General features: G+C 66.6%; 14 protein-coding genes. 9 read left to right on the top strand and 5 right to left on the bottom strand.

The window, feature by feature from the left end; genetic code table 11:
* Positions 1-32: 32 nt before the first annotated feature.
* On the bottom strand, positions 33-611 hold the full coding sequence (locus tag ACQY5K_RS16510) for an alpha/beta family hydrolase (RefSeq protein ID WP_428117512.1): 579 nt from the start codon (positions 609-611) through the stop codon (positions 33-35).
* A gap of 25 nt (positions 612-636) precedes the next feature.
* Positions 637-2,220: an MFS transporter gene (locus tag ACQY5K_RS16515; RefSeq protein ID WP_428117513.1), complete on the bottom strand. Its 1,584-nt coding sequence runs from the start codon at positions 2,218-2,220 to the stop codon at positions 637-639.
* 95 nt (positions 2,221-2,315) lie between these two features.
* Between ACQY5K_RS16515 and murA the strand changes: the two genes are divergently transcribed.
* The gene (gene murA / locus ACQY5K_RS16520; RefSeq protein WP_428117516.1) at positions 2,316-3,596 is read left to right on the top strand and encodes a UDP-N-acetylglucosamine 1-carboxyvinyltransferase; all 1,281 of its coding nucleotides are present in this window, start codon (positions 2,316-2,318) and stop codon (positions 3,594-3,596) included.
* A 41-nt stretch (positions 3,597-3,637) separates the two neighbouring features.
* Entirely contained in the window at positions 3,638-4,591 is a 954-nt protein-coding gene (gene meaB / locus ACQY5K_RS16525; protein WP_428117518.1) for a methylmalonyl Co-A mutase-associated GTPase MeaB, read from the top strand.
* 36 nt (positions 4,592-4,627) lie between these two features.
* Here meaB and ACQY5K_RS16530 read toward each other — a convergent pair whose 3' ends face one another.
* On the bottom strand, positions 4,628-5,752 hold the full coding sequence (locus ACQY5K_RS16530; RefSeq protein WP_428117521.1) for an SRPBCC family protein: 1,125 nt from the start codon (positions 5,750-5,752) through the stop codon (positions 4,628-4,630).
* 181 nt (positions 5,753-5,933) lie between these two features.
* Positions 5,934-6,881 (bottom strand): LysR substrate-binding domain-containing protein, encoded by a 948-nt coding sequence (locus tag ACQY5K_RS16535; protein WP_428117523.1) that lies wholly within the window; start codon positions 6,879-6,881, stop codon positions 5,934-5,936.
* A 344-nt stretch (positions 6,882-7,225) separates the two neighbouring features.
* Between ACQY5K_RS16535 and ACQY5K_RS16540 the strand changes: the two genes are divergently transcribed.
* The 5 genes from ACQY5K_RS16540 to ACQY5K_RS16560 all read left to right on the top strand — a co-directional run bounded on the left by ACQY5K_RS16540 (position 7,226) and on the right by ACQY5K_RS16560 (position 12,172).
* A complete protein-coding gene (locus tag ACQY5K_RS16540; protein ID WP_428117526.1) occupies positions 7,226-8,383 on the top strand; it encodes a cysteine desulfurase family protein in 1,158 nt (385 codons plus the stop codon).
* A complete protein-coding gene (mnmA, locus tag ACQY5K_RS16545) occupies positions 8,380-9,420 on the top strand; it encodes a tRNA 2-thiouridine(34) synthase MnmA (RefSeq protein ID WP_428117528.1) in 1,041 nt (346 codons plus the stop codon). Before ACQY5K_RS16540 ends, mnmA begins: the two co-directional genes overlap by 4 nt.
* The gene (locus ACQY5K_RS16550) at positions 9,417-9,863 is read left to right on the top strand and encodes a hypothetical protein (protein ID WP_428117531.1); all 447 of its coding nucleotides are present in this window, start codon (positions 9,417-9,419) and stop codon (positions 9,861-9,863) included. Before mnmA ends, ACQY5K_RS16550 begins: the two co-directional genes overlap by 4 nt.
* Before the next feature lie 183 nt (positions 9,864-10,046).
* Positions 10,047-11,198, top strand: a complete 1,152-nt coding sequence (locus ACQY5K_RS16555; protein ID WP_428117533.1) for a DNA cytosine methyltransferase — start codon at positions 10,047-10,049, stop codon at positions 11,196-11,198.
* Positions 11,195-12,172, top strand: a complete 978-nt coding sequence (locus ACQY5K_RS16560; protein ID WP_428117536.1) for a DUF4928 family protein — start codon at positions 11,195-11,197, stop codon at positions 12,170-12,172. Before ACQY5K_RS16555 ends, ACQY5K_RS16560 begins: the two co-directional genes overlap by 4 nt.
* Positions 12,173-12,216: 44 nt before the next feature.
* Here the strand turns inward: ACQY5K_RS16560 and ligA are convergent, their stop codons facing one another.
* Positions 12,217-14,574, bottom strand: coding sequence for an NAD-dependent DNA ligase LigA (gene ligA, locus ACQY5K_RS16565; protein WP_428117539.1), 2,358 nt, complete (start codon positions 14,572-14,574; stop codon positions 12,217-12,219).
* 74 nt (positions 14,575-14,648) lie between these two features.
* Here ligA and ACQY5K_RS16570 point away from each other — a divergent pair, with 74 nt between their 5' ends.
* Together ACQY5K_RS16570 and gatC are read left to right on the top strand one after the other, a co-directional pair.
* Positions 14,649-15,557, top strand: a complete 909-nt coding sequence (locus tag ACQY5K_RS16570) for a hypothetical protein (RefSeq protein WP_428117542.1) — start codon at positions 14,649-14,651, stop codon at positions 15,555-15,557.
* 64 nt (positions 15,558-15,621) lie between these two features.
* Positions 15,622-15,996, top strand: a complete 375-nt coding sequence (gatC, locus tag ACQY5K_RS16575; protein WP_428117544.1) for an Asp-tRNA(Asn)/Glu-tRNA(Gln) amidotransferase subunit GatC — start codon at positions 15,622-15,624, stop codon at positions 15,994-15,996.
* Positions 15,997-16,023 lie beyond the last annotated feature (27 nt).

Here is a 16,023-nt window from a genome sequence, read left to right on the forward strand (position 1 = left end):
GCGGCTGTCCATCGTTGCGTGCTGTCCGGGAACTATCCGTCGAGGCCCTCGAGCCATTCGCGGACTGCGTCGATGATGAAGCGACGCGCTGCGACCGTGTTGGGATCGTGCCGGGCACCCTCGACGAATCGCATCGTGACCGGTGCGGGAATCTGTTCAGCGTGGAACGTCAGCTCGTCTGGCGTGGCGAACGGATCACGGGTTCCTGAGACGAACAGGCACGGCACCGTGATCTGGCCGAAGTGAGCACTACGGAGACGGTCGGGTCGATCAGGCGGATGCAACGGGTAGCTGAGGAGCACGAGACCGGCAGCGGGAGCACCGGCAGCGACTGCCATGGAACAGACGCGACCACCGAAGGATCTGCCGCCGAGCGCCATGCTTGCCGGCGGCACATCGAGTTCGGCGGCGATCTGGGGCAGCTCACAGAGCAGCTCGTCGACCACGCTCTCCGCGCGGGGCGGCGCTCGCCGACCGGCCCGACGGTAGGCGAAGTCGTGCCGCCTCACCGGCATCCGGTCGGCCAAGGCTGTCTCGATGTCGACGAGCGTGCGGTGGTCCGCGCCGCCGCCGGCACCCGGTGTCAGCACGAGTGCTTCGGCACGACTCATCGCGGCCTCATCAGGTTCCGACCTTTCACGTACCGGCATGGGGCGACCACGGACCGTCGGGGTCCACGGCAGCGTCGGCCGGGTGCAGCTCTTCGAGTTCGTGGCCGCTGCGTTCGGCCAGCCACAGCACGGCAATGCCCGCCGCGATCAGCGGCCCGATCCACAACAGCGCGATGACCTCGCCGAAGCTGCCCCACGCAGTGCGCAGCCGGCCCGCGAGAAGCACGCCGCCAGCTGCGCCGACGACGCCCATGGCTCCGGTCAAGGTCGCAGCGCGTGCTCGCACGGCGGTCGGAAACAGCTCTGCGCGATACACCCCAAGGGAGGGCAGCAGTCCTGCCGACAGCATCGCCCCGGCGAGGCCCAGCAGCCACAGCGCTGAGCCCGACACATTGAACATGGCGACGAGGCAGCCCAAGCCTGCGACCGAGGCGATCGCCAAGATCATTCGCCGGCCCCGGGAGTCAGCGAGCCGGCCGGCCGCATAGACGGCAAGACCAGCGGGTGTCGCCGTGCCCAGCACGAACAGCGATACCAGCGCTGCGCTGAAGCCATGCTCGTCGCGCAGGTACTCGTTGCGGAACCAGTCAATGGGGCCCAGAAACAGGCCGAATGCCAAGTAGATGCTGCCGAGGAGCGCAATCGGACGCCAATAGCCGCTCAGTTGGACGTCACGGCTGCGGCGTTCGAAGCGGCGGCTCTCAGGCAGCCTTCGAAGCAGCGGTCGGGCGCCAAGCAATGCGACGAGCGGAAGGCCGAACAACAGGCGCCATGCCCACGTGGCCAGATCGGAGAGCGGCTGCAGCCAGACGACTACGCCAGCGCCGAGCGCAGCTGACATCGCGAGCACCGACAGGCACCACGCCCGGCAGCCCGCTGGCATCTCCTCAAGCGCCATCACGACGATCGTGGCGCCGAGTGCTGCATTGGCTGTGCGACCAACCAGCAGGAATGCACCCAGCCACACGATGTTCGGTGCCAACGCTGCGAGCGCGGCGGCCCCAATGCCGGCTGCCATGGCGCCGGCCACGACGCGGCGCCGGCCGTGGCGATCGGCGAGCACCGACACCCCGATCGCGAGCAGCGTTCCGATGCGCACCACCGCTCCGAGTATTCCCTGAGCGGTCTGATCGACCCCGAACTCGTCCGCGGCGTAGGTGTGAAGCTCTGAAGGCGCATTCGCCAGGTAGCCGCTCAGCATCGCCGCGGCGGCGAGCATGGCCAAGATCGTTGCCGAGCGTGCGCTGAGACGCTGAGGTGGAGCCCACAGCGGTTGCCGGCCGTCACCCGTGCGCCCGGTGCGCATGGCGCGCCGGACTGCGACGTTGATTGCCGGACCGAACCACGGCACGGCCAGCCGCCATTCGACTGTCTCGGTGACACGAGACCGCGACGCCGCGCCTGCCGCAGTCTCGTCTGGGGCAGGCTCGTTCGTCGGCGAGAGCTGCACGTGACGCGAGTAGCTGGTGAACGGTCCCTCCGCCAATACGAAGCGGTGGCTGCGGTCGCTGGTCGAGCCTGATGCCTCGAGCACGATGTCGTCTCGAGGGCGCAGCAGGTCGGCGACCTCATCGGGATCGGCGACGAACGTACGCACTTGGCGGGTCACAGCGGCGGGCCTAGCACACGGACGGGCACGCCATCTGCATGGGCGATCTGACCCGTAGCACCGCAAACGTGCTCAGTGGTGGTATCGCTAGGGCGATGAACGAGCCCGACTCCGGCGAGCGCGACACGATCGTGGCACGGCGCAGCAGCGCCCTGGACGGAGAAGTCCGCATCGGCGGGGCCAAGAACAGCGTGCTCAAGCTCATGGCCGCCTGCCTCGGGGCCGAAGGCCGTCACGTGCTGGCAAACGTGCCCGCTATTTCTGACGTCTCGCTCATGTGCGAGCTGCTTGAAGCGATGGGCGTGATTGTCACCCGCGACGATCATCGCCTCATTCTCGACGTGCCCGCTGAACTCCATACCGAAGCTCCGTACCACCTTGTCGAGCGGATGCGCGCTTCGATCGTGGTGCTCGGACCGCTACTGGCTCGGTTCGGAACTGCGCGTGTCGCGTTGCCCGGCGGAGACGACTTCGGCCCGCGCCCGATCGACATGCACCTGCGGGCCCTCGAGAGTCTCGGCGCGGTGTTCAGCACCGAACATGGCGACATCTCCGCGCGGGCCGACACGCTGACTGGCGCCGATGTCGTGCTCGAGTACCCCTCGGTCGGCGCGACAGAAAATGTCCTGATGGCGGCGGTGCGCGCCAAGGGACGCACCCACATTCACAACGCGGCGAGAGAGCCTGAGATCGGCGACCTGGCGGGTTTTCTCAATGCGATGGGGGCAAAGGTCGGCTGGGCGGGGGACCGGCTGCGCATCGACGGTGTCGAGCGCCTGCATCCGATCCGCTCCGATTCGGGCTATCGGGTCATCGCCGACCGTATCGAGGCGTCGACGTACCTCGCAGCGGTGGGCATGTGCGGCGGTTCGGTGTTCTTGCGCGGCGCCGTCGCCGACCACATGACGATGCTGATTCGCAAGCTCACCGAGATGGGAATGCACATCGCTCCCGACGCAGCGGGAGTGCAGGCGACGGCCACGGGCCGGCTCGTTGCCGCTGACATCTCCACATTGCCGTACCCGGGGCTCGCGACGGACTACAAGCCGTTCCTGGTCGCAATGCTCACGATGGCTTCCGGTGTCGCCATCGTGACCGAGAACATCTTCACCGGCCGGTTCCGGTACATCGACGAGTTGCGTCGCATGGGTGCTGACATTCGCACGGAGGGCCACCATGCGGTGATCCGCGGCGCCGAGCACCTGTCGGGGGCGCCAGTGCGTTCCCATGACATTCGTGCCGGAGCCGCACTTGTCGTGGCCGGGCTGGCAGCTGAGGGCCAAACCGAGGTTGCGGGCGCGTCGCACATCGACCGCGGTTACGAGGATCTGGTCGGCAAGCTGGTCGGCATCGGCGCCACGGTGTCTCGCAGCTGAGCGTGCCGCGATCAGCGAGGTTCGCTACCGTCAGCGCGCCGATGACCCTGCCAGACGAAATTGACGGTCTGCTCGAGGCCGCACGCGGCGGGCATCGTCGCGCCCTCGCCCGGGTGATGTCCTACGTCGAACGCGGTGGCTCGCTGGCGCGCGAACTTGGCGCACTGACGTTCGCCCTTTCTGGCAAGGCCCACACCGTCGGCATCACGGGCGCACCTGGGTCAGGAAAGTCCACACTCAACTCCGCAGTCGTCGCGATTGCCCGCGAGCAAGGGGAGCGATTGGCTGTGTTGGCCATCGATCCGTCGTCGCCGTTCAGCGGTGGCGCGATCCTCGGCGATCGGGTGCGCATGGCCGACCACACCTTCGACGAGGGTGTGTACATACGCTCGATGGCCACTCGCGGGCACTTGGGCGGCCTGACGCTTGCAACCCCGCTGGCGGTACGGGTGCTGGACGCACTGGGTTGGCCGTGGGTCGTGATCGAAACGGTCGGTGTGGGCCAGGTCGAGACCGAGATCGTGGGCGCGGCTGACACGACTGTGGTGGTGGTGAACCCAGGCTGGGGCGATTCGGTTCAGGCCAACAAGGCGGGCCTCATGGAGATCGCCGACATCTTCGTGGTGAACAAAGCGGACCGGCCCGGCACGTCGGAAACCTGCAGGGACATCCGCCAGATGTTGGACCTCTCTGCGCCGGGCGACTGGGACCCTCCGATCCTCACCGCCGTCGGCACTACCGGCGAAGGCGCCACGGAGCTATGGGACGCAGTGTGCGCCCACCGCGACCACTGCACCGCCACGGGCGAGCTCACCGTCCGCCGGGCTGCGCGTGTCGAGAACGAATTTGCCGAGGTGCTGCGGGCCAGCATCGATGCCCGCGTCGCTGCAATCACCGACGGCGACACTGCCGCAAACGTGCATGACCGTCTCGCTCGCCGCGAGATCGATCCATATGCCGCCGCCGAACTGCTGCTCGACGACATCGGTGAGTGACTTGACAAGTTCTGCGCGCGGGACCGAATCGGACGCTCAGTCGAGTTCGCCGCGGGCGAGGGCGAAGACTGCCCCGCGTTCGCTCGGATTGAGATTGCGGTCGAGGAGTCGCAGATCCGCCGCAGCTCGAACGCGGGCCAGGATCTCGTCCCGGCCGAATTCCTTGAGGAATGCCCGGGCGAAGCGCGTTCGGAACGCGTTGATCACTGCCCGGGCGGCCGCGTGGTTGTCCGGCGCGCCGGTACGCAGCCGGACGTAGGTCGAGGCGGCGTCGAAGGCGCAGTCGCCCGCGGCTGCGTTCGACCAGTCGATGACGACCGGTCCGTTGTCGGTGAGCTTGACGTTGTCGGGCTGCAGGTCCAGATGCACGACCGACTTTCCGTCGCTGACTTTCACCCAGCCCGCCGGAGCCGGCACCTCGCCGAGTGCACGGTGCAGCCGGGCCAGACCCTTGGCGTGGCGAATCATCAGCCATGGCTTTGCGGCGAGTTCGTCGAGCATCGTCGGACCTGACAGGCGCGCCATCACCACAGAGTTGTCGTCGGGTCGGTCGATGACCTCGGGCGCGGGAAAGCCGTACGCCCGTACGTGCTGCATCGCTTCTGCCTCGTGGCTCATGTCGCGCCCGCGCAGGCTGACCCGGATCACGTACGGCCCGTAGGCACGCACTTCGGAGTCGCGCCCCATCCCGAGCAGGGGACCCGGTTCGTGGCCGGTCGGGCCCTGCTGGCGTTCGAGGATTCGTGCCCGCAGCGTGCGCAGGTTCCGTCGCCAGAAGCGCTTAAGCACCATCGCGGCGGGCTGGCGTCCGACCCGTGAGCCGAAGTACCAGGGCAATGTCAGATCCTCGCTCCAGGTGAAACGTGTGCCCTCCTCGATGGGCGCGAGGGTGAACCGTCCGCCGCCGCGTACGACGCCTTTGTGCGCGACGCCGAGCGCGTGCGGCGGATCCCATTCGACGATCTCCATGCGATCTGTCGTCCGCAATGGTCCAACCTTGGTGACGCAGTCGTAGGTGGTGCCGACACCTTGCGTCGCAGGGGAGACGAACGTGATCGAGCTGGCGTCGGCCATCCACTCGACGTTGCTGGCCACGTCGGCGACGTAGTCCCAGACCTCTTGGGGCGGAGCCGGGATGTCGATGGAGACCTCAATGCCCATGGTGTCGGCTGCCCTGTCGGTACTGGTCGAGACTGCTGGCGCGGCCTGGTTGGACGAGGTCCACCGGCAGGTGCGCGCCGTGCGGCCACATCGCCGCAACGCTCGGCAAGTGTGGCACCAGTCGGCGGGACTGTCACATCGGCTCACGCGCTCGACTGTCAATCAGTGCCGCTGCCACGTGCTAGGAGGCAGGTTCGGCCAGTCGCTCGGCCATCAATTCCGCGAGCTCGCGATAGAGGGGCGCAGCCGACGAATTTCGTCGCCAGATCAGCACCAAGCGTCGACAGGGGTTGACGTCACTGAAGGGACGGACAACGATGCCTGCCCCTTCGCGCGCCTCGATCGGCGCGGCACTCGAGGGCAGCAGGGTCACACCCATCGATGCCGCCACCATCTGGCAGATCGTCGCGAGGCTCGTGCCACCGGTATCGCCATCGGATCTCGCGCCGGCTGCACGGCAGACCTCAAGAGCCTGACCGCGAAGACCATGGCCGTCGTCGAGGAGCAGCATCGTCTCGCCGGCGAGATCGTCCATCGTCACCGTCGTCTTCTGCGCCAGACGATGGTCGGTCGCCATCGCCAACAGAAATGGATCCTCCAGCACGATCCGATGCTCGAGCGCGTCGTCGGGGACGGGGAGAGCGAGCAAACCCAGATCGATACTGGCTGACATCAGCGCTGCGGTCAGCTCGGTTGTCCGGATCTCATCGAGAAGGGTCTGCACTGCTGGGTGGCGATCGCGCACAGCGGGCAGCACACGTGCAAGCAGGTATGGAGCGACTGTCGGGATAGCGGCGAATCGCAGCGGGCCGATGAGGTCGGTCGCCGTGCTGCGCCCCCATTGCATCATCTCGTCTGTGCTGTGCAGTATTGACCGGGCCCGATTCGCGAGTTCGCGTCCCGCGGCGGTCATGACGATGCCGCGCCCCACACGCTCGGTCACGGCGACGCCGAGGTGGCGTTCGAGTTGACGGATCTGGGTGCTCAGCGTGGGCTGGGAGACGTAGCACGCCGCGGCCGCCCGCCCGATGTGACCGTGGGCACCGAGAGCCACGAGGTACTCAAGCTGGCGAATTGTCGGCCGATTGGCGGGGGGAATCGCTGCGCGAACGCCGGACGTGGAATTCATGGGCGCCGACCAGCCCGCGCACAGCCGAGACTGCCGGCACCCGGCTGCTCGATCATCGTTCGGTTCGGTCGGGGCTCGCGGTGTGACTGTTCTGATGGTCGGTGACGGGGGCCCCCCGGCTCGGTGGTGGGCGGATGTCTCATGTAACTGCTTCTCGCTGACTGTTGTCGGTGTCGGTCCCCGATGTCATTGTCCCGCGGCCGACCGCAACCGTGACCGCGCCAGGGGCAAGAAACAATCCGTTTGTTGCGGTGTTGTCCATAGGCCGGGACTATGAAATGAATCCGGGCCGCTCGGATGAGCGGCCGGCGGGAGCGACGACCTCGTGGCCGTAACCTCGCGGCGTGGCCCCTCCCAGCACGGCTGCCGAGCAGCGCCCGGCGTATCTGGACTGCGCCGCGTCGACACCGATGCGACCGTGCGCGGTCGACGCCATGATGCCCTATCTCGAAATGCAGTTCGCGAACCCGTCGGGCGCGCACCGCATGGCCCGAGCGTCACGTGCGGCGATTGACGACGCGCGCGAGATCGCTGCGAGCGCGGTCGGGTTCGATCCTCACGGCATCGTGTTCACGAGCGGCGGGACTGAGGCCGACAATTTGGCAGTTCGGGGCGTCGCCGCAGCGACCGGCACCTCGGCGTTGTGCCCAGCCACTGAGCACCACGCAGTCCTGCATCCCGTCGAGGCGCTGGGCGGGCGCACCGTTCGCGTCCACGCTGACGGCCAGGTCGATCTGGTCCATCTCAAAGCCCAGCTTGGGCCCGACGCCGGTCCAGCGGTCGGGCTCGTGTCGGTGATGCTGGTCAACAATGAATCGGGTGTCATCGCAGACCTCGACGCCGTGGCCGAAGTTGTGCACGCCGATGCACCCGGCGCACTGCTGCACACTGATGCTGTTCAAGGCGTCAACTGGACCGAAGTGCCCGAAGCAGCCCGGTCCGCGGATCTGCTGTCGCTGAGCGCGCACAAGTTCGGAGGCCCCAAGGGCGTCGGGCTGCTGGCCTTGCGCCATGGCGTGTCCGTCGCCGCGCAAGTGCTCGGTGGGGGTCAGGAGGCGGAGCGACGAAGCGGCACACACAACACAGCGGGAATCGTCGCGCTGGGTGCCGCGCTGGCTGAGCTGACGGCGAATCGGACGGCGGACAACAAGCGGATCGGCGCACTCCGAGACCGCCTCGCCGATGGGCTTACCGGGGCGATCGAAGGATGCGTTGAGACGGTGCCCCGCACGCAACGTGCTGCTGGCATCTGCCAGCTGCTCATCAGCGGCATCGAGACCGAGGCGTTGCTGGTGCTGCTCGACCGGTACGACGTCATGGCGTCCGCAGCCGCCTCGTGTGCGTCCGGCGCCATGGAGCCCAGTCATGTGCTGGCCGCGATGGGCGTTGAGCGCACCGCCGCCGCGGGCTCGTTGCGATTGTCCCTGGGCTGGTGCACGCAGGCGTGGGAGATCGACCGGGCCATCGAGGCGATTCCGCCCTGCGTGGAGCAGCTGCGGTGAGCCGAGTCCTTGTCGCGATGTCCGGGGGAGTGGACAGCTCTGTCGCGGCCGCACTGTGCCAGCGTGAAGGCCACGAGGTGGTGGGCGTCACCCTCAAGCTGTGGGGCGGGCCGCAGGATCAGGGCTGCTGCGCCGTGTCCGATGTCGACGACGCGCGTCGGGTGTGCCAGCAGCTGGGCATCGACCACTTCGTCTTCAACTACGCCGCAGAATTCGAACGTGATGTCGTCGAGCCCTACGTGGACGCTCACCGGAGCGGTGTGACGCCCAACCCGTGCATTGCCTGCAATCGGCATGTGAAGTTCGACGTGCTGGCGGATCGCACCCGGCGATTGGGGTTCGAGCGCCTCGTCACCGGTCACCACGTCCGCGTCGTCGAGCGGGATGGCAGCCGACGGCTGCGGCGGGGTGCCGATGACGCCAAGGACCAGTCCTACGTGCTGTACATGCTGTCGAGCGCTGATCTGGCTGACCTGTGGTTCCCGGTCGGCGACTACCGCAAGGACGAGCTGCGAATGCTCGCAGCCGAGCTGGGCCTGCGGACCGCAGACAAGCCCGACAGCCAGGACGTGTGCTTCATCACGGCGGCGTCGGGACGGTCCAGGTTTCTGGCTGAGCGCATGGAACTGCACCCCGCAGATCTGGTTGACACCGCGGGTAGGCCCGTGGGCACCGCACCCGCCGTTGAGCTCGTGACGGTGGGGCAGCGCAAGGGTTTGGATCTTGGCGGCGCACCGGGTCGGCGATATGCCATCGACGTGGACGTGGCTGACCGCCGTGTCATAGTCGGCACAGCGGGCGAGCTCACAGCGGCGGGTGTGGCGCTTGTCGACCATCGCTGGTCGGAAGTTCCGCACACCGGCGCCGTTGGGGCGCAAACCAGCGCACACGGACAGGCCCTGCCCGCCCGTCTCGACACCGACGGCCAGCTTCACTGGGAGACACCTCAACGACGCGTGGCAGCGGGCCAAGCTGTCGTGTTCTACGCAAACGATGAAGTCGTGGGCGGCGCGACTGCTGCCCGCCAGCCCGTATGAGCCAACCCGGAGACGATGCGCCCGTCCCGTGGGCGCTGCGCAAAGGTGTCTCGACAGCGATCACGCTTGGCGTCCTCGTCGCGGCCGCGGGCGTCGTGCTCGCTGTGTGGCTGAGCCGTGGTGGAGAGGCCTCGCAGTCCTATCCCAGCGGCCTGCAGGAAGTGGCGCCGGTGCCAGGCGCTCAAGTGCCGCGCCAGAGCCCCATCGGCGCCCGGCTCGACGCCGGTTGGAAGCCGACGCTCGTGATTGGGGGGACCACGATTCCCGCTCACCAGCTCGATGCTGGCACGACGCAGCTCGGCGAGTACTTCTTCGCCCCGGGACCAGGCAAGGTGATCGAGGAGCTGCGCAGCGGTCAGACATGCGCCCGCGTGACTGCAACCCCGGTCATCGATGTCGAAGCAGCTGACCTCATCTTCGAGTGGTGCTTCAGCACGTTTTGACCCAGCGGTGCACGGGGGTCAGCCTCACCGAAGACGCAGCTCATGCCTCGCGCGGCGAGCGGCGCTCGAGTTGCATGAATCAGCACCGAGTTACTGGCTGGCCTGATGTATCGCTGTCGCGATCGGCGCTCCTGCTCAAGCAGTCCGCGACGATGTCACACCTCGCCAGTACTGTCCGGGTCCATGCCGACGGTCGCCGAGTTCTTCGCGGGCATCGGCCTCGTGCGTGCCGGTGTTGAAGCCGCTGGCTTCGATGTGGTGTGGGCCAATGACATCTCGCCCCTCAAGCACGCCGTCTATGCGACCAACTTTGATGCCGACGACTATCGCTTGTGCGACGTGCGAGACGTACGCGGCAGCGAACTGCCGGCTGTCGATGTAGCGACGGCCAGCTTTCCGTGCATTGATCTTTCGCTTGCGGGTCACCGGCGTGGCTTGGCTGGGGAGCAGTCCGGCCTGTTCTTCGAATTCACCCGAGTGCTCACCGAGATGGGACAACGCAAACCTCGCGCCGTGCTCATCGAGAATGTGCCTTCGTTCATGTCGTCGCGAGGCGGGAGCGACTTGCGTGGCGCGCTCAAGGTACTCAATGAACTGGGATACGCCTGCGATCTGTCCGTCGTCGATTCGCGTTGGTTCGTGCCGCAGTCCAGGAGCCGCCTGTTCGTGCTGGGCGTGCGCGGCGCCCTCGTCCCGTCGGCTGCGCTCCCCCCGTCAAGGGTGCGAGCTGAGCCCCGCGAGGCTGCGGGGTATCCGGACGCCCTCCGCCCGCCAGCGCTGCGGCGATTTCTCGCCGCGAATAGCGATCTCGCGTTGGCCGCGTTGACGGATGGACAGCCTCCGCCGGTGCTGAGCCGGTTGTCCGATGTGGTGGAGCGCCTCGCAGAAGACGACGAACGATGGTGGCGCGGCCAACGCGAGGCAGCATTCAATGCGACGTTGCCCGAACGCCACCGGGCGCGTCTCGCCGAACTCGCCGCGCAGGGCGGTACGGCATGGCGAACGGCATACCGACGGACGCGTGGAGGCAAGGCGGTCTGGGAAATTCGTCCCGACGAGATCGCCGGCTGCCTCCGCACAGCGCGGGGCGGCTCGTCGCGCCAAGCGCTTGTTGAATTCCGCGAGGGTCGCCACCGGGCGCGATGGATGACAGCGCGCGAATACGGGCGCCTCCAAGGTGTCCCCGACGACTTCGGCATCTCAGCAGTGTCGGAGGCTCAGGCACTCTTCGGCTTCGGGGACGCAGTGACCGTCCCGGCTGTCAAGTGGCTCGCGCGGAACTTCCTGAAGCCGGCACTTTCTGAGGTGCCAGTCGCTGACGCGTTCGCCGCGTGACTCCTGAAGAGATCACGTCGCAACTCGATGGAGCCATCGACGACTGGTACGAAAGTCAACGGACCGCGGCGGGCGTCAACCGCAACGTGATGGCTGTCGGCCTCATCATGTGTGAGCACATGGCTACCCACTTTCCACTCGAAGAGGCGCGCTGGTTCACGGGCACTCAAGTGAGCCTGCTCGGGGGTCCCCGCATCAGCAGGATTCTCGGCCGACATGGTGAACATCGGCAGTTCGCAAGCGAAGGTGGCCGAACCAGTCGCGGCAGCCAGGAACTCGCCCGCAGCTTTCAGGATGCGGTCAATGCTTCCCCAGCCGCCAGTGAGTTCGCAGGCGCGGGCGATGATGCAAGCGCGGACGTGATTGGTGTGCTCCAAGCGGCGATGGTTGAGCGCATCCAAATGGACTTCTTCGACCGCCAGCGCCTACGCATTGAATATCGCAGACACGAGCCGACTCGTGCGGTTATCCAGCAGATGCTTGATGAGGCGGGCAATCGCGGCGGCAACGCGACGGGAGCTGTTGCTCAGCACCTCGTCGGTGCGGCGCTGTGCCTGCGGCATCCTGCCACGGAGATCGAGAACCACTCTTATACGACGGCAGACGAGCAAACCGGCCGCTCCGGCGATTTCGTCGTCAATGAGGCTGCCCTCCATGTCACGACAGCGCCAGGGGAAGCGCTGATGCGCAAATGCGCCCGCAACCTCGCACATGACGTTTTCCCCATTGTGCTGACACTTCGAGAAAAGACCGCGGCAGCGGAGGGGTTGGCCGGCAATTTCCAGATTGCCGACCTGTTGATCGTTAAGGGCATCGTCGAATTCGTCGCGGATGGCGTCGATGAGGCCGCCGAGTATCGACCTGGTCAGGTCGCAAGCCGATTGCGAGACTTGCTGGAGCTATACAACTCGCGTGTCGCTTCGGTCGAGCCTGACCCATCACTGAAAGTGGAGATTCCAAACAACCTCGGCTGAGGCCGTGATGACTCTCGCGCGACCGAGTCGATGTCCGCGGCTGATCACGAAGTCGAGTCTCCGAATGATCCAGTTGCGAGCAGGGCGCGCAGGCCATCGTCGTCAAGGATCGGTACGTTCAGTTCAATGGCGCGGTCCAGCTTGGCTTGACCAGCGCGCGCCCCGGCAACAAGTGCGAATGTGCTCTTGTTGACGCTGCCCGGGGTCTTGCCGCCTCGAGCTGTGATCGCGGCTTTGGCTTCATCGCGGCTGAGGTGCCAGTTGTCCAGATTGCCTGTCAGGACCACCGACTTTCCGGCGAGCACCTGCGGGGCATCGAGTTCGCCCTCTACCCGGTCGAAGCGCACACCCGCCTCACGTAACCGCTCCACCAACGCAGCATTGACTGTGTCGGCAAAGAACCCGCTGACACTGGCGGCGATGATCGGCCCGATCCCGTCGATGGCTGCGAGTTCCTCGTCGCTTGCGGCCACGATCTTGCCCAGCGAACCAAACCGCCGCGCTAGCAGTTCGGACGCTGTCGGTCCCAAGTGCTCCACCCCTAGCCCGATCAGCAGCCGTGGCAGAGTGACGTCCCGAGCAGCGTCGATCTCTGCCACGAGGCTCTCGGCTGATTTCTCGGCGAAGCGCGTGAGGTCAATGAGCTGGTCGTGTCGCAAAGCGAACAGTGCGGCGGGATCGCGGACCAAGCCTTGTTGGAACAACGCGATGACGGTCTGCTCGCCAAGTCCCTCGATGTCGAGCGCGCTGCGGCCTACGAAGTGGCCGATGCCTTGGATGACGCGTGCCGGGCAGGTGCGATTGGTGCAGTAGGTGTTGGCGTCGCCTTCTTGCCGCACCAAAGGATGGCCGCATGACGGGCACTGCGTGGGGAACCGCCACGGCTGCGAGTCGTCGGACCGCCGCTTCTCGGCCGGACCCACTACCTCAGGGATAACGTCGCCAGCTTTGCGCACGATCACCGTGTCGCCCGGGCGCACGTCCTTGGCGGCGACTTGGTCTTCGTTGTGCAGCGTGGCCAGCCTCACTTCAGAACCGTCCACCAGCACCGGCTTCATGCGGGCGAATGGTGTGGCCCGGCCTGTACGCCCGATTGACACCTCAATGTCCTCCAGCAGCGTCACCTGCTCCTCGGGCGGGAACTTGAAGGCAATGGCCCAGCGAGGCACTCTGCTGGTCTCGCCCAGCGCCTGACGCAAGGTCAGGTCCTCCAGCTTGATGACCACGCCGTCGATCTCGTAGTCGGGGCTATGGCGGGCGGCCTGCCACTCTCGGCAGTGCGTCACCACCTTGTCGATGCTCTCGAAGGTGGTGATGTGGGGATTGACGGGCAGGCCGAGAGCCGCAAAGTAAGCGAACAGCTCGGTTGCGTTGGTCAGCTCCGGACCGCCGACCATTTCACCACGGTCGTAGCTCCAAAAAGACAGGTTGCGCGTGGCGGTGACGCTGGGGTCCTTTTGTCGCAGGCTGCCGGCGGCGGTATTGCGGGGATTGCGGTAACCCGGGAACTGATTGTGGGCGGCGGCCACCTTGCTCTGCGGGTCGCGTTCCCATGCTTCCGCGATACCGCGTGCAACCTGTTTGGCGGTCGGCCTGCTGGCGATGAACTCGTCGCGCTTTGTCGCCTGGGCGCGGTTCAGCGTTTCGAATTCCGAGATGCGCATATACACCTCGCCGCGTACCTCCAGCACCTCGGGCGCATCACCTTCGAGCTGCGAGGGAATGGCAGCGATGGTCCGGACATTGGCCGTCACGTCCTCGCCCGTGCGCCCATTGCCACGCGTGGCGGCATTCACCAGCCGACCGTTCGCATAGCGCAGCGAGATAGCCAAGCCGTCGAACTTCAACTCGCACACGAAGCGCAGCGGAGGCGCTGCGGGCGCCGCTTCTCCGCTACCGGGCGTCTCGTCGCCAGTGTCGGTCTCCGAGGGACCGGATGTCGGATGTGCGTATGGGTCTGGTGAAGTGTCGGCGATGCCGAACAGCGGTAGTTCGCCGGCATCGACGTCGTCGGTGTCGGAGGCGTGAGCGGAGGCCACGCCGCGCTGTACGCGACGATGCCAGGCAACCAGCTCGGCGGCATCCATGGCGTTGTCCAAGGACATCATGGGGATGGCGTGAACAACTTCGCTGAATCGTGCCGACATCTCCGCACCCACGCGATGTGTGGGCGATTTCGGATCTGCCGCGTTGGGGTACCGCTCTTCAAGCTCAGCGAGCTCGCGCTTGAGCGCGTCGTATTCTCCATCGGGCACCGTCGGTGCATCGTCTCGGTAGTACTCGACGTCATAGCGGCTGAGCAGGCTGGCCAAGTGACGCATGCGGCCAAGATCGAGCTGCATGTCGGGGTTAGCGGTGGCGTCGCCGGCCTCGCCCACTCGGTCACTGCTGTCATCCAACATCGCACTGCTGAGAGTACCGAGACGCTGAGACACAGATCGCTGTGTCTGCGGCGTCGAACGGCGAGACTCACGCCGTGGGAGCAACGCTTCGCGCGCACCCGACGCTGTGGCTGTTCCGGCTGCTGTGGCTCATCGCTCCATGGAGTGTGGGCGCAGCCGCGTCCACGGCGCTGTCGGCATGTGAGTCCACGTCGGCGCGTCTGGTGAGCATCGAGCTGTGGGCCGCATGGGCGCTGGTGCTCACTGCGTCGCTCGTTAGACGACCCTGGGCACTGACGGTCGTGCGCGTGTGCGCGCCAGCGGCGATCGCCATTGCCGTCGGCTCGGTATGGGCCGCGGCGGCATGGGGAGTCGCACTGTCCGCTTCCGCAGCGGCAACGGCGATCGCAGGCGCTGTCGTGGCGGCGGCGGTCGCGCTCATGCCTGAAACGGGCAACGCCTACGTGGACGGTCTCAGCTACGGCAACGAGCGACGGATGCTTCTGCGAGTGCCCTTCTTCGTTGGCATGGCAGCGGTGCCGCCCGTGTGGGCGGCAGTCGTCGCGGGCACCGGAGGGCCGTTGGTGCTGTGGGCCATCGGCGCGTGGGCGTGGGCAATCGCAACGACGCCAATCGGGTTCGTTGCAGCCGTATTCGGGACTCGGGCGCTGCACCAGCTCGCCCGCCGTTGGGTCGTGTTCGTGCCGAACGGCTTCGTGCTGCACGACCGCATGGCCGCCCATCAGCCCTTCCTGCTGCGACGCGCCGACATCGCGGCGCTCGGCCCCGCGCCTGCCGACATCGATCTCGACGCCCCGAACCTCCTGGATCTCAGCGGCAACGCGCTCGGTCCGGTGTTGGTGGTCGAGCTGAACGGCGACGTCGAAGTCGTGCCGCGCACCAGGGGCGTGGCCGAGGTCGTGCTGGTCTCTCGGGTGCTGTTTTGCCCCACCCGTCCCGGCGAGATGCTGGCCGAGGCCGCACGCCGACGCATCGTGCGCTGAGGCTTGCGCCGTTGCCGCCGCGCACATTCTCCGCGGACGGGCGCAGCGTTACCCTGCCGCATGCATGAGCGAGTCGACCCCAAGCGAGCCGGCAGAGACGGTAGTTGAAGCGCCGAATAAGGCACCGGATGGGGCATCGGCTGAAGCGATCAGCACAGAACAGGTCTCGTACGTCGCGCGGCTCGCCCGTATCGAGCTGACGCAACCCGAGATCGAGCACTTCACGAGCCACTTGGCGCGTGTGCTCTCCCATGCCCGCGAGCTCGAGGATCTCGATCTCAGCGATGTGGCTCCCCTCGCGCATCCGTACCCGCTGCGCAACGTCTTCCGTGATGACGTCGTGGGTGGTGTCGCGGATCGGGACGAAGTGCTGGCCCAGGCTCCGGCTGCAGAGCACGGCCAGTTCGCTGTGCCTCCGGTGCTCGGCGGAGCATCATGACCTCGTCTGTGGGGATCGTGAGCGAAA

Source organism: Candidatus Poriferisodalis sp. (assembly GCF_965262965.1).
Classification (GTDB): domain Bacteria; phylum Actinomycetota; class Acidimicrobiia; order Acidimicrobiales; family Poriferisodalaceae; genus Poriferisodalis.